General features: G+C 72.7%; 12 protein-coding genes. 1 reads left to right on the top strand and 11 read right to left on the bottom strand.

Features of this window, described 5'->3' with window-relative positions:
* Positions 1–72 precede the first annotated feature (72 nt).
* From GV155_RS10200 to GV155_RS10190, 3 genes are read right to left on the bottom strand one after another with little or no spacing between them, the layout of a single operon-like run.
* A complete protein-coding gene (locus GV155_RS10200) occupies positions 73–1,107 on the bottom strand; it encodes a helix-turn-helix transcriptional regulator (RefSeq protein ID WP_160007644.1) in 1,035 nt (344 codons plus the stop codon).
* Positions 1,104–2,096 carry a helix-turn-helix transcriptional regulator gene (locus GV155_RS10195; protein ID WP_236554244.1) on the bottom strand — a complete coding sequence of 331 codons (993 nt, stop codon included), beginning with the start codon at positions 2,094–2,096 and terminating at the stop codon, positions 1,104–1,106. The genes GV155_RS10200 and GV155_RS10195 overlap by 4 nt, the downstream gene beginning before the upstream one ends.
* A gap of 21 nt (positions 2,097–2,117) precedes the next feature.
* Entirely contained in the window at positions 2,118–3,107 is a 990-nt protein-coding gene (locus GV155_RS10190) for an FKBP-type peptidyl-prolyl cis-trans isomerase (protein ID WP_160007642.1), read from the bottom strand.
* Positions 3,108–3,426: 319 nt separating this feature from the next.
* Here GV155_RS10190 and GV155_RS10185 point away from each other — a divergent pair, with 319 nt between their 5' ends.
* On the top strand, positions 3,427–4,383 hold the full coding sequence (locus GV155_RS10185; protein WP_160007640.1) for a type IV toxin-antitoxin system AbiEi family antitoxin domain-containing protein: 957 nt from the start codon (positions 3,427–3,429) through the stop codon (positions 4,381–4,383).
* A 204-nt stretch (positions 4,384–4,587) separates the two neighbouring features.
* Here GV155_RS10185 and pafA read toward each other — a convergent pair whose 3' ends face one another.
* The 8 genes from pafA to arc all read right to left on the bottom strand — a co-directional run bounded on the left by pafA (position 4,588) and on the right by arc (position 13,302).
* Complete coding sequence (gene pafA, locus GV155_RS10180; protein ID WP_160007638.1) at positions 4,588–5,949, bottom strand: Pup--protein ligase; 1,362 nt, start codon at positions 5,947–5,949, stop codon at positions 4,588–4,590.
* Positions 5,950–6,026: 77 nt separating this feature from the next.
* A complete protein-coding gene (locus GV155_RS10175) occupies positions 6,027–7,667 on the bottom strand; it encodes an amidase (RefSeq protein ID WP_160007636.1) in 1,641 nt (546 codons plus the stop codon).
* A complete protein-coding gene (locus GV155_RS10170; protein ID WP_160007634.1) occupies positions 7,667–7,972 on the bottom strand; it encodes a hypothetical protein in 306 nt (101 codons plus the stop codon). Before GV155_RS10170 ends, GV155_RS10175 begins: the two co-directional genes overlap by 1 nt.
* A gap of 126 nt (positions 7,973–8,098) precedes the next feature.
* The gene (gene prcA / locus GV155_RS10165) at positions 8,099–8,896 is read right to left on the bottom strand and encodes a proteasome subunit alpha (RefSeq protein WP_160007632.1); all 798 of its coding nucleotides are present in this window, start codon (positions 8,894–8,896) and stop codon (positions 8,099–8,101) included.
* A complete protein-coding gene (gene prcB, locus GV155_RS10160) occupies positions 8,893–9,765 on the bottom strand; it encodes a proteasome subunit beta (protein WP_160007630.1) in 873 nt (290 codons plus the stop codon). Before prcB ends, prcA begins: the two co-directional genes overlap by 4 nt.
* Positions 9,762–9,965 carry a ubiquitin-like protein Pup gene (locus tag GV155_RS10155; protein ID WP_160007628.1) on the bottom strand — a complete coding sequence of 68 codons (204 nt, stop codon included), beginning with the start codon at positions 9,963–9,965 and terminating at the stop codon, positions 9,762–9,764. The genes prcB and GV155_RS10155 overlap by 4 nt, the downstream gene beginning before the upstream one ends.
* Positions 9,966–10,034: 69 nt before the next feature.
* The gene (dop, locus tag GV155_RS10150) at positions 10,035–11,543 is read right to left on the bottom strand and encodes a depupylase/deamidase Dop (protein WP_160007626.1); all 1,509 of its coding nucleotides are present in this window, start codon (positions 11,541–11,543) and stop codon (positions 10,035–10,037) included.
* A 4-nt stretch (positions 11,544–11,547) separates the two neighbouring features.
* A complete protein-coding gene (gene arc / locus GV155_RS10145; RefSeq protein WP_160007624.1) occupies positions 11,548–13,302 on the bottom strand; it encodes a proteasome ATPase in 1,755 nt (584 codons plus the stop codon).
* Positions 13,303–13,363: the final 61 nt, after the last annotated feature.

Raw genomic sequence — 13,363 nt, 5'->3', positions numbered from 1 at the left:
TACGCCGCTCCCGGTGGGCCGGGGACCCGAACCACGCCGCGAGCACGTCGTCCGTGCGCCGTCGGCGCAGCGTCAACGCGCCGTTCGCCCGCTGTTGGCCTGGTCGTAGAGCGCGAGCGTGTCCGCGGCGGCCCGCGCCAACGCGTCGGCGTACGGCTCGGGTCCGACGACCTCGGCGTGCGGGGCCAGGCGGAGCAGAAGCCGGGTCAGCCACCGCTCGTCGGCCACCGGGACCTCCAGGTCGACGGTGCCCTCCGGGCCGACCGGGGCCGGGCGGACGTCCTCGACGGGGTGGTAGTCGGTGACCCAGGAGGCCTCCGGGCGCAGCCGCAGGGTCACCCGGGGCGTGTCGCGGGCGGTGCCGAGCAGCGAGCCGGTCAGCCGGCGGGGACGGGCCGGGACGCTGGTGACCTCCGTTTCGAGCACCTCGGCGTGCTGCACGCGGTCCAGCCGGAAGAGCCGCGGCGCCTCGGCGCTGTGGCAGTAGGCGTCGAGGTAGGCGTGCCCGTCGTGCTCCACGACCGCGCGCGGGTCGACGACCCGGTCGGAGACCTCGTCACGGGTGGGGACCCAGTAGCGCAGCCGCACCTGGCGCCCGCGGGCCACGGCGTCGGCCAGCTCGCCCGCGAGGCGGGACAGGGCGTCGCCGGCCTCGTCGGCGCCGGTCTCCACCGCGGAGGGGTCGGGCCCCCCGGCGGCGGCCGCCTCGAGCTTGCCGAGCACCCGGTCGACGACGGCGCGGGTGTCGTCCTGCGTCCCGGCGCGCAGCGCGCGCAGCGCGACGATGACCGCGGAGGCCTCGGTGGGGCTCAGCCGCAGCGGCCGGTCGAGGTAGTCGGCGTTGGCGACCCGGATGACGCCGTCGCCGTCCTCGTCCTCGAGGGCGTCGATGTCGACGTCGATCAGGTCGTCGGGGTAGCCGCCGGGCAGGCCGCACATGAAGAGGACCTTGAGGTCGGAGACCACCTGGTCGCGGGAGACGCCGAGCAGGTCGGCGGCCGCGGCGAGGTCGACGCTGCCGCGGGCGTGCAGGAACGGCACGAGGGTCAGCAGGCGGGTGACCTGCTCCCCCGCGCCGGCCGGGGGCTTGCGCGTCGTCGGGCTCACGGGAGGTCTCCTACGGGGTCGGGCAGCGCGCGGAGCCGGGTGACGACGGCCTCACGCAGCGTGGCCGGCTCCTCGACGAAGGCGGCCGGGCCGTGGCCGAGGACCTCGTCGGCCAGGCCGACCGTGCCGCGGGTCAGCACGAGGCGGTCCCAGTCCTCGCGACCGTCGGGGCCGGTGACGCCGACCTCGACGTCGACGGCGTCGCGGCGCAGCGTGTGGCCGGCGCCCTGGCGCACCAGCAGCACCGACCGCTCGTGGCTGGGTGCGGGGGCGAGGCGCCGGGCGACCTCGCGCAGGTCGGTGCCGGGCGGCACGTCGTACGACCCGGGGTCACCGTCGGTGTGCGCGCGACCGCGCACGCGGGAGAGCCGGAAGACCCGCTCGGCGCTGCGGTCGGTGTCCTGGCCCACGACGTACCAGCGTCCGGCGTAGCGGGTGACGCCCCACGGCTGCAGGTGCCGGGTCTGTGGCGCCGCACCCGCGCGGGCGTAGTCGAAGCGGACCGGCACCCGGTCCCGCACGGCCTCGAGGAAGACCTCGAAGGACGGCTCGTCGGCGCGCAGCCGGGGCTGGACGATGTCGAGCCGGCTGGTGTCGACGTCGACCCCGGCGGCGGTCAGCTTGCGGACGGCGTCGCTCGCGGCGGTGGCGAAGCGGGCGTGGTCCCAGACCTTGGCCGCCAACCCGACGACCGCGGCCTCCTCGGGGTCGAGGTCGATCTCAGGCAGCGCGAACTCGTCGCGGCGGATCCGGTAGCCGGGCTCGTCGTCGAAGAGGGCGTCCATCGCCCCGACCTCGATCGGCACGCCGAGGCTGCGCAGCTCCTCCTTGTCGCGGTCGAACTTGCGCTCGAAGGCGTCGTCGGAGTGGTCGGGGTAGAGGATCGAGCGGATCCGCGCCTTGGGCACGAGGTGACGCTGGACCAGCAGCATGATCAGCAGGTTGAGCAGGCGCTCGGACTTCGCCTCCGTCTGCGCCTCCGGTGTCACCACGTCAGTCTCGCAGCCGGCTCACGCGGCCCCGAGGACGTCCACCACGAAGTAGAGCGTGTCGTCGCCCTCGATGCCGGCCTGCGGGCTGCCCTGCTCGCCGTAGCCCTGGGCGGGCGGGATGGCCAGCACGACGCGGCTGCCGACGGTCTGGCCGACCAGCGCCTCGTCCCAGCCCTCGATGACCTGGCCGAGGCCGATCCCGAAGCCGACGGGCTCGCCGCTGTAGCTCTCGTCGAACGGCTCGTCGCCGTCGTAGACCTGGCCGAGGTAGTTCGCGACCAGCAGGTCGCCCTTCTCCACCTCGGGCCCCTCGCCCTCGACCAGGGTCGCGCTGCGCAGCTCGTCGGTGGGCTCGGGCGTGCCCTGGAAGTCCCAGCCGGTGGGGACGTCGTCGCGCTCGACCAGCTCGGGCACCCACCCCGGTACGTCCGCCGCGTCCTGGCCCTCCGGCGCCTCGAGGGGCTGCTCGACGAGGTCGACGACGAGCACCACGGGGTCGAGGTTGCCGATCCCGAGCTCGGGCACGCCCGGCAGGCCGAGGACCTCGGGGGCGGTGCCGACGGTGGCGATCCGCGACCCGACGGTCGCGCCGGCCTCGACCAGGCGGGTGGCGGCGGCCGCGGCGACCTGGTCGACGGTCTGGGGCTGCTGCGGCTCGGCCCCGAGGGTGACCAGCGCGCCGGCGGTCTTGTCGCCGTACGAGTCGTCGACCGGCTCGCCGTCGAAGCCGTTGCCGATCCAGTAGTTCACCATCACCGAGTCGCCCGCGGCCAGCTCGGCCCCGTCGCCCTCGGCCAGGGTCTCGGTCTCCGTGCCGTCGACGCTCATCTGGCCGTCGAAGGCCACCTCCGGCGCCGAGCCGACCTCGCCGCTGATCTCCACGGCGTCGAACCCGGTCGCCCCGCCCTCCTCGTCGGACCCGCAGGCAGCGAGCGAGACGCTCAGCAGGAGCGCGGCGGAGACCGCCGCGGTACGACGGCCGGGACGCGGGGAGAGAGGCGTAGACACGTGGACAGACCCTACCGGGGCGCCCTGACCGGCCCGCCGTCCCTCGCCGGCTCGCGGCCGGGGACGGCTGGGCGGCCCCACCCGCCCCACCCGCACCGGTCGCCCCAGGAATCCCCGCTCGGGCGGGGATTCCCTGGCTCCGCGTGCCTTGCAAGGCACGCGAACCCCGGGACACGCCCACCCAGTACGCCCACCGCGCCCACCGCACCCACTGCGCCCGCCCCGCCAGCGGCTGTCCACAGGCCGGGCCCGTGCGTCGCTATCCACCGGCGCCGGCGCGCGACTGCGGAGCACCCGTCCGCCGACCCACCCTCCAGGCATGACCGTCGACGACCGGAACCAGCTCCTCCTCTCCCCCGTCCACCTCCGACGCGACCTGGTGGCGCGTGGATGGACCGACGAGATGCTTGCCGACGCGGTCCGCCAGGGGGTGCTCTCCCGGCCGCGCCGCGGGGCGTACGTCGACGGCCCCACGTGGCATGCCCTCGACGAACTCGGTCGTCACGAGCTGACGGCTCGGGCCGCGGTGGCCCAGGCAGGACGGGCCGTCGTGGTCTCGCACGCCTCGGCACTGGTCTCCCACGGAGCGCCCCGGTGGGGTCTGCCGCTGGACGCGGTCCACCTGACGAGCCGGGACGGGATCGGGGGCCGCGTCGAGTCCGGCATCCGGCGCCACCGAGGCACGCTCCTGGAGGGCGACGTCGTCGATGTTCGCGGCCTTGCCGTGACGAGTCCGAGCCGCGCCCTCCTCGAGCTGGCCACGACCTGCAGCACCGAGGTCGCCCTCGTCCACGTCAACGACCTGCTCCACCGCGGACTGACCACGATCTCGGCGCTACGGGACCGCTACGAGGGCGCGATGGAGCGCTGGCCCCGGTCTCGCGCCACCGACCTCGTGCTCCGACTGGCTGACCACCGGTGCGAGAGTGTCGCGGAATCGCGGTTCTTCTTCCTCTGCTGGCGCTGTGGACTACCTGCGCCGGAGCCGCAGTACAAGGTGTACGACTCCCGCGGTCGGCTCGTCGCGATCCTCGACTTCGCCTGGCCGAAGCTCGGCGTCTTCGCTGAGATCGATGGCAAGGGCAAGTACCTCGAGCTGCGCCGGAAGGACGAGAGCATCGAGGACGCGGTACTGCGCGAGAAGGGGCGGGAGAACCTGGTGCGTCGGCTCACCGGGATGCGGGGCCTGCGATTCGACTGGGCCGATCTCGAGCGCCCACAGGCCACCGCCCGCGTCGTGCGTGAGGAGCTGTTCCCCGAGGGCGTCTCCGCCTGAAACGACGGCCGCGTCGGGAGGCGTGCCCCGCGGCACCCGGTGCCCGGCCGACCGCCCAGGACTTGGAGGGGGTTTCTCGGGGTTGACGTGCCTTGCAAGGCATGCCAAGTCGGGGAATCCCCGCCCGGGCGGGGATTCCTGGGGCCGGTGGGACCAGTGGGACCAGCGGGGCCGGTGGGACCTGTTTTATACACCTAGCTCCGGCTACATCCCGTCGATCAGCCGCTGCACCCGCTCGTCGTAGGCGCGGAAGGGGTCCTTGCACAGCACCGTGCGCTGGGCCTGGTCGTTGAGCTTGAGGTGGACCCAGTCGACGGTGAAGTCCCGGCGCTTCTCCTGGGCGGTGCGGATGAACTCGCCCCGCAGCCGGGCGCGGGTGGTCTGCGGCGGCACCGACTTGGCCTCGAAGATCTTCAGGTCGGTGGTCGCCCGGGCGACCATGCCGCGCTTCTCGAGGAGGTAGTAGAGCCCGCGGCCGCGGTGGATGTCGTGGTAGGCCAGGTCCAGCTGGGCGACCCGCGGGTGGCTCAGCGGCAGGCCGTGCTTGGCGCGGTAGCTCTCGATCAGCTTCCACTTGATGACCCAGTCGATCTCGGTGTCGACCAGGCCCAGGTCGTCGGACTCGACGGCCTTGAGCCCGCGCTCCCACAGGTCGAGGGCCTGCTCGATGACCGGGGTGGAGATCTGGCGGCGGTCGACGAAGTCGCGGGCCTTGGAGAGGTACTCCTGCTGGATGTCGAGGGCGCTGGCCTCGCGGCCGTTGGCCAGGCGGATCTTGCGACGCCCGGTGACGTCGTTGGAGATCTCGCGGATCGCCCGGATCGGGTTCTCCATCGTGAGGTCGCGCATCACCACGCCCTCCTCGATCATCCGCAGCACGAGGTCGCAGCTGGCCACCTTCAGCAGGGTGGTCGTCTCGCTCATGTTGGAGTCGCCGACGATGACGTGCAGCCGCCGGTACTTCTCGGCGTCCGCGTGCGGCTCGTCGCGGGTGTTGATGATCGGGCGGCTGCGGGTCGTGGCGCTCGAGACGCCCTCCCAGATGTGCTCGGCCCGCTGGCTCACGGCGTACGAGGCCCCGCGCGGCGTCTGCGTGATCTTGCCGGCCCCGACCACGATCTGCCGCGTGACCAGGAACGGGATCAGGATGTCGGCCAGCCGGCTGAACTCCCCCGCACGCCCGACCAGGTAGTTCTCGTGGCAGCCGTAGGAGTTGCCGGCGGAGTCGGTGTTGTTCTTGAACAGGTAGATCTCGCCGGCGATGCCCTCGTCGTGCAGCCGGTCCTCGGCGTCGAGCAGCAGGCCCTCGAGGACCCGCTCCCCCGCCTTGTCGTGGGTGACCAGGTCGACGATGTCGTCGCACTCCGGGGTGGCGTACTCCGGGTGGCTGCCGACGTCGAGGTAGAGCCGGGAGCCGTTGCGGAGGAACACGTTGCTGCTGCGGCCCCAGCTGACGACCTTGCGGAACAGGTAGCGGGCGACCTCGTCCGGGCTGAGCCGCCGCTGCCCCTTGAACGTGCACGTGACGCCGTACTCGTTCTCGATACCGAAGATCCGCCGGTCCATGCCCGAACAGTACGGGGGGACCGGCGGATCCGGGGGGTGACGCGGCCCCGACCTGGGGCTCGACCCGGCGCCTGCGGTCAGGCGGTGAGGCGGGCCACCTCGTCGGCGGTCAGGCGCGGACGCTCGGTACGCCGGGCGGCGCGTGCGGCCGGGGCCGGGTCGGCCGGGCGACGCAGGTGCCAGTCGGTGACGGCCTGATAGGCGGCCACCACCTCGAGCAGCCGCTCCTCCTCGTAGGGGGCCCCACCGAGCACCGCCCCGACCGGCAGCGTGTCCGGTCCGGCCGAGGAGGTGCCGAACCCGACCGGGAACCCGAGCTCGGGCAGGCCCAGGATGTCGAAGGGCACGACGCTGGTCTGCAGGACGACGTCGCAGTCGGCCATCACGGTGTCGAGCACGTCGCGCAGCAGCCGGTGCTTGGCCCGCTGCCCGGTGATCCACTCGTCGGCGGACAGGAACAGTCCCTGCACCCAGGACGTCAGGGAGACGCCGAAGGCGGTCGGGTCGGCCTGCAGCTGGCGCAGGAACGGCTCGGAGCGCTCGGGCAGCCGGACGGCGTTGAAGGTGCCCGTCAGCAGCGTCCAGTCGTCGGGGTAGGTGACGTCGACCAGGCTGATCCCCGGGATCGCGTCGAGGTCCGCCAGCGCCGCGGTCTGGAGCGCCAGGGCCTCGCCGGTGAAGCTCTTGAGGTACCCGGCAGGCACCCCGACCCGGGTGGGCCGTCGGACCCTGACCCGGCCGCGCCGGTCGGTGACGGGCCGGGCGGCGGTGATGTAGTCGGCCGGACGGGGCAGGCCCTGGGTGCGTGGGTCGGTGGGGTCCGGCGCCGCCATCACCTGCAGCATGATCGCGGCGTCGAGCACGTCGCGCGCCAGGGGTCCGACGTGGTCGCGGGTGTAGGTCAGCGGGACGACCCCGTGCAGGGAGATCCGGCCCATGGTCGGCTTGAGCCCGGTGAGGTTCTGCCGGTTGGCCGGCAGGATGATGCTGCCGCCGGTCTGCGTGCCGATCGAGGAGCAGGCCATCCGGCCGGCGACCGAGGTGGCCGGTCCGGTCGAGGAGCCGCCCGGGTCCGTCGTGGGGTCCGCGGGGGTCCACGCGTTGACCGTGGTCACGGTGCCGTTCGGCAGCGTGGCGCGGGTCGTGGCCAGCGGGCCCATCTGGCCCTTGCCGACCATCACGGCGCCGCCGTTGCTCAGCCGGCGCCAGGCGGTGGCGTCGTAGGTCGGCACGAAGTCGGCGAAGATCGTCGAGTTCGCCGTGGTGGGGACGCCCGCGGTGAAGAAGTTGTCCTTGATCGTCAGCGGGACGCCGGCCAGCGGACCCGTGACGTCACCGGCGTCGACGGCCCGGGCGCGGGCCAGGGCGGCCTCGACCGGGCGGGCGTTGAACGCCTGGTAGGTGCCGTCGAAGGTGTCGGCCCGCTCGAGGTGGGCGGTGACCAGCTCCTCGGCGGTCACCCTGCCGCGGCGGACGAGCTGGGCGGCCTCGGCCAGCGTGGTCTCGGTGAGGTCGGCACGCGCCTCCGGGCGGACGCGGACGTCGGGCATCCGGATCCGGGCCACCGGCCTGGCGGCGGTGCCCGGGGCTGCGGACGGTGCAGCGGCAGCCGCAGCGCTCGCGGGCGTCACGGCGCCGGCCAGGCCGAGGCCGGCTGCCGCGCCGCTCGCCGAGAGGCTGGCGGCGAGGAAGGCGCGACGGTTGACGTCGGAGACCATCAGGCGTCCACCTTCCCGGTCCAGGCCTCGACGATCGAGGGGTACTCCAGGGGCGGGGCGACCTGCTGGGCGTACAGGTCCTCGTCGGTGGCCTCGCCGCTGGCGGGCCGCCAGGTGTTGATGGCGCCCGGGGTGGAGCGCACGAAGCCCTTCAGCGAGGTGACCAGGGTGTCCTGGGTCGGCACGCCGGTGGCGGGGTCGAAGGTGGTCGGCAGCAGGGACAGGTCGAAGCCGGAGACGAGCAGGCGCGCCTTGACGAAGGCGGTCAGCTCCTCGTCGGTGAGGTCGGCGGCGGAGACGGGCATGGGGGCACCTTTCGGGCGGTGACGGGGCCGTCACGGGACGGGCGGTGGTGAACCTAGGCAGGTCCGTCGCTCGTCCTGTTTCGGCCGCGTCACGCCGCGGTGTCGTGCCTCCCGGAGCCCCGGGCGCTAGCTGATCGGCGGGGCCACCGGGGCGTCCGGCGGCTGCGCCTCCGGCTCCCCGATCGACCCGGTCGACCCGTCGGACGGCGTGTCCCCGGGCGTCGCGGACGGCAGCGCCGACTCGATCCACTCCGGTCGCAACCGGCGGAACTTGCGCGTCTGGGTGCGGGTGCGGTCGAGCACGGCCGCCTCGAGGTCGGCCACGGGCAGCACCCGGTCGGGCGCCTCGCCCTCGACCGCGCCGAGGGCGGCCACGGCGGTGGCCAGCGCGGTGGGCAGGTCGGCGCCCTCGGTGTAGTGCTCGCGCAGGTGGGCGGTGACGGTCTCGGCCGCGCCGCCCATCACGGCGTACCCGTGCTCGTCGGCGACCTGGCCGTCGTAGGTCAGCCGGTAGACCTGGTCCGCGGCCGGGGTGTCGCCGACCTCGGCCACGAAGAGCTCCACCTCGTACGGCTTCTCGCCGCCGCTGGAGAAGATCGAGCCGAGCGTCTGCGCGTAGGCGTTGGCCAGGGCGCGGCCGGTGACGTCGCGCCGGTCGTAGGAGTAGCCGCGCATGTCGGCCAGACGCACGCCGGCGATGCGCAGGTTCTCGAACTCGTTGTACCGACCGACGGCGGCGAAGGCGATCCGGTCGTAGATCTCGGAGACCTTGTGCAGCGCCTGCGAGGGGTTCTCGGAGACGAAGAGCACCCCGTCGGCGTACTGCACGACGACCACGGACCGGCCGCGGGAGATGCCCTTGCGGGCGAAGTCCGCCCGGTCCTTCATCAGCTGCTCGGGCGAGACGTAGTAGGGCATGCTCATCGCGCGCCACCCCCGTACGACCGGCCGTCCAGCGGCGCGGCCGGTCCGTCGGGTCGGATCATCCGCCCGGCGATCATCCGGTCGGCCACCTCGGCCACCTCGGCGTCGGGCAGGCGTACCCCGCCCTCGGCGGTGATCACGTGCACGACCGGGAAGATCCGGCGCGTGAGGTCGGGCCCGCCGGTCGCGGAGTCGTCGTCGGCGGCGTCGTAGAGCGCCTGCACCACGGCCAGCACGCAGTCCTCGCGGCCGAGGTCCTCGCGGTAGAGCTTCTTCAGCGAGCCGCGGGCGAAGACCGAGCCGGAGCCGACGGCGTGGAAGGCGGTCTCCTCGTAGCGGCCACCGGTCACGTCGTAGGAGAAGATCCGACCGATCGAGGCGGCCAGGTCGTAGCCGGCGAAGAGCGGGACCACGGCGAGGCCCTGCATCGCCATCGGCAGGTTGTTGCGGATCAGGGCGGCCAGGCGGTTGGCCTTGCCGTCCATCGACAGCGTCGAGCCCTCGATCTTCTCGTAGTGCTCGAGCTCGACCTGGTAGAGCCGGACCATCTCGACGGCCAGGCCCGCGGTGCCGGCGATGCCGACGGCGGAGAACTCGTCGGCGGGGAAGACCTTCTCGATGTCGCGCTGGGCGATCACGTTGCCCATCGTGGCGCGGCGGTCGCCGGCCATCACCACACCGCCGGGGAAGGTCGCCGCGACGATGGTCGTGCCGTGCGGGGCGAGGTCGCCGGCGCTCGGGGCGCCGGGGCGCGCCGGGCCCAGGTCACGCGCGCCGGGCAGCAGGTCGGGCGCCTGGTCGGCGAGGAAGTCGGCGAAGGACGACGAGCCCGGGGTCAGGTAGGCCGCGGGCAGGCGCGAGTCGTTCATTCGCCGCCCTTCTGGATGAACGACTTCACGAAGTCCTCGGCGTTGGTCTCGAGGACGTCGTCGATCTCGTCGAGGAGGTCGTCGACCTCCGTGTCGAGGGCTTCCTTGCGCTCGGCGACCGACGACTCGGTCGTCTCCTCGCTCTGCTGCTGCTCCTCGGTCTCGGACGAGCGCCGCGGCTGCTTCTGCTCTTGGGCCATGCTCCGACACTAGCGACTCACCGGGTGCTGCGGGCCCCACCCCGCAGGTCCGTGCGCGGCGGCGCAGGCTCAGCCGGCGAGCTCGCCGAGGAGCGCGGCGGCGGTGTCCGAACGGTCGAGGAGGTCCCCGACGTGCGCCCGGCTGCCGCGCAGGGGGTCCAGGGTGGGGACGCGCTGCAGCGAGTCACGACCGGGCAGGTCGAAGATGACGGAGTCCCAGGACGCGGCGGCGACGTTCTCGGCGAACTTCTCCAGGCAGCGGCCCCGGAAGTAGGCGCGGGTGTCCTCCGGCGGGTCGTGCATCGCGCGCTCGATGGCGGCGTCGTCGAGCAGCCGCTCGATCCGCCCGGCGGCGGCCATCCGGTGGTACAGCCCCTTCTCGGGACGCAGGTCGGCGTACTGCAGGTCGATCAGGGCCAGCTTGGCGTCGTCCCAGGCCAGGCCGTCCCGGTCGCGGTACTGCTCGAGCAGCTTCAGCTTCGCCACCCAGTCCAGCTCCCCCGCACACTCCATCGGGTCGCGGTCCAGGCGGTCCAGCACCGACTCCCACCGGGCCAGGACCTCGCGGGTCTGGGCGTCGGCGTCCGCGCCGAGCCGGTCCTCGACGTGCTTGCGGGCCAGGTCGAGGTACTCCATCTGCAGCTGCACCGCGGTCAGCCGCCGCCCGTCGGCCAGCGTCAGCAGGTGCTGCAGCGAGGGGTCGTGCGAGACCGCGCGCAGCGAGGCGACCGGGCCCGAGACCATCAGCTCGCGGCCCAGGAACCCGTCCTCGATCATCGCCAGCACCAGCGAGGTCGTGCCGACCTTGAGGAACGTCGAGACCTCGGACATGTTCGCGTCGCCGATGATGACGTGCAGGCGGCGGTACTTGTCGGGGTCCGCGTGGGGCTCGTCGCGGGTGTTGATGATCGGCCGCTTCAGCGTGGTCTCGAGGCCGACCTCGACCTCGAAGAAGTCCGCGCGCTGGCTGACCTGGAAGCCGTCCTCGCGCCCGTCCTGACCCCGGCCGACGCGGCCGGCACCGCAGACGACCTGCCGGGAGACGAAGAACGGCGTCAGGTGCCGCACGATCTCCGAGAACGGCGTCGAGCGGCGCATCAGGTAGTTCTCGTGCGCGCCGTAGGAGGCGCCCTTGCCGTCGGTGTTGTTCTTGTAGAGCACGATCGGCGCGCCGCCGGGCATCACGGCCGCGCGGCGGGCGGCGTCGAGCATCACCTGCTCGCCGGCCTTCTCCCAGAGCACGGCGTCCAGCGGCGTGGTCACCTCCGGGGTGGCGTACTCCGGGTGCGCGTGGTCGACGTAGAGCCGGGCGCCGTTGGTGAGGATGACGTTGGCCAGGCCGAGGTCCTCGTCGGTGAGCTGGCTCGGGTCGGCGACCTGGCGCGACACGTCGTACCCGCGGGCGTCGCGCAGCGGCGACTCCTCCTCGAAGTCCCACCGCGCCCGACGCGCTCGTACGGTGGCCGAGGCGTAGGCGTTGACGACCTGCGAGGAGCTGACCATCGGGTTGGCCGACGGCTGCCCGGTGACCGCGATGCCGTACTCGATCTCGGTGCCCATGACCCGACGCACGCTCATGGGATCACAGGTACTGCCCGGTGTTGCTGACGGTGTCGATGGACCGGCCGGGCTCGGTGCCCTGCTTGCCGGTGACCAGGGTGCGGATGAACACGATCCGCTCCCCCTTCTTGCCCGAGATCCGGGCCCAGTCGTCGGGGTTCGTGGTGTTCGGCAGGTCCTCGTTCTCCTTGAACTCGTCCACGCAGGCCTGGAGCATGTGCGAGACCCGCAGACCGCGCTGGTCGTGGTCCAGGAGGTCCTTGATCGCCATCTTCTTGGCGCGGTCGACGATGTTCTGGATCATCGCGCCGGAGTTGAAGTCCTTGAAGTACAGGACCTCCTTGTCGCCGTTGGCGTAGGTGACCTCGAGGAAGCGGTTCTCCTCGGTCTCGTTGTACATCCGCTCCACGGTGGCCCGGATCATGCCGCCGACGCACGCCTCGCGGTCCCCGCCGAACTCGGTGAGGTCGTCGGCGTGCAGCGGCAGGGTCGCGGTGAGGTACTTGGAGAAGATGTCGCGCGCCGACTCCGCGTCCGGGCGCTCGATCTTGATCTTCACGTCGAGCCGGCCCGGCCGCAGGATCGCGGGGTCGATCATGTCCTCGCGGTTCGAGGCCCCGATGACCAGCACGTTCTCGAGCGTCTCCACGCCGTCGATCTCGCTCAGCAGCTGCGGGACGATGGTGTTCTCGACGTCGGAGGAGACGCCCGAGCCGCGGGTGCGGAACAGCGAGTCCATCTCGTCGAAGAACACGATCACCGGCGTGCCCTGGCTGGCCTTCTCGCGGGCCCGCTGGAAGACGAGCCGGATGTGCCGCTCGGTCTCCCCGACGTACTTGTTCAGCAGCTCGGGGCCCTTGATGTTGAGGAAGTACGACTTGCCCTCGGCACCGGTGCGGGCCGCGACCTTCTTGGCCAGCGAGTTGGCCACCGCCTTGGCGATCAGCGTCTTGCCGCAGCCCGGGGGCCCGTACAGCAGGACGCCCTTGGGCGGCTTGAGCTCGTGCTCCTTGAACAGCTCGGGGTGCAGGTAAGGCAGCTCCACGGCGTCCTGGATCTGCTCGATCTGCCCGCGCAGGCCCCCGATCGACTCGTAGGCGATGTCGGGCACCTCCTCGAGCACGAGCTCCTCGACCTCGGACTTCGGGACCTTCTCGTAGACGTAGCCGGCCCGCGAGTCGAGCAGCAGGCTGTCGCCGGCCCGGATCGTGTCGTCGCGCAGCGGCTGCGCCAGCCGGACGACGCGCTCCTCGTCGGCGTTGGCGATGACCAGGGCGCGCTCGCCGTCGGCGAGCAGCTCCTTGAACATCACGACCTCGCCGACCTGCTCGAACTCGAGCGCGGCGACCACGTTGAGGGCCTCGTTGAGCATGACCTCCTGGCCGCGGCGCAGCTCGTCGAGCTCGACGGCCGGGCTCACGCTCACGCGCAGCTTGCGGCCGCCGGTGAAGACGTCGACGGTGTCGTCCTCGTTGCGGGACAGGAAGGTGCCGAAGCCGGCCGGCGGCTGCGCCAGCCGGTCGACCTCCTCCTTGAGCTTCATGATCTGGTCGCGCGCCTCGCGCAGGGTCCCGGCCAGCCGCTCGTTCTGCGCGGTCACCGTCGCCAGGTTGCGCTGGGCGTCGGCCAGGCGCAGGTCGAGCCCGCGCGAGGAGCCCGGTGACTCGCTGAGCCGCCGCCGGAGCTCGCCGACCTCGGACTCCAGGTAGCGCACCTGGTTGACCAGTCGTTCCTGCTCGCGGCCCGGGGTGTCGGGTCCTGAATCGCTGCTCGACATGAGCCCCACCTCCTGTCCTGTCGACCCTACCCGTGGCACCTGCCACCCGGGGGAGGGTCCC

It is taken from the genome of Nocardioides sp. AX2bis, assembly GCF_902506435.1.
In the GTDB taxonomy this organism is placed as follows: Bacteria; Actinomycetota; Actinomycetes; order Propionibacteriales; family Nocardioidaceae; genus Nocardioides.
This window is presented reverse-complemented; position numbering and strand designations above follow the sequence as displayed.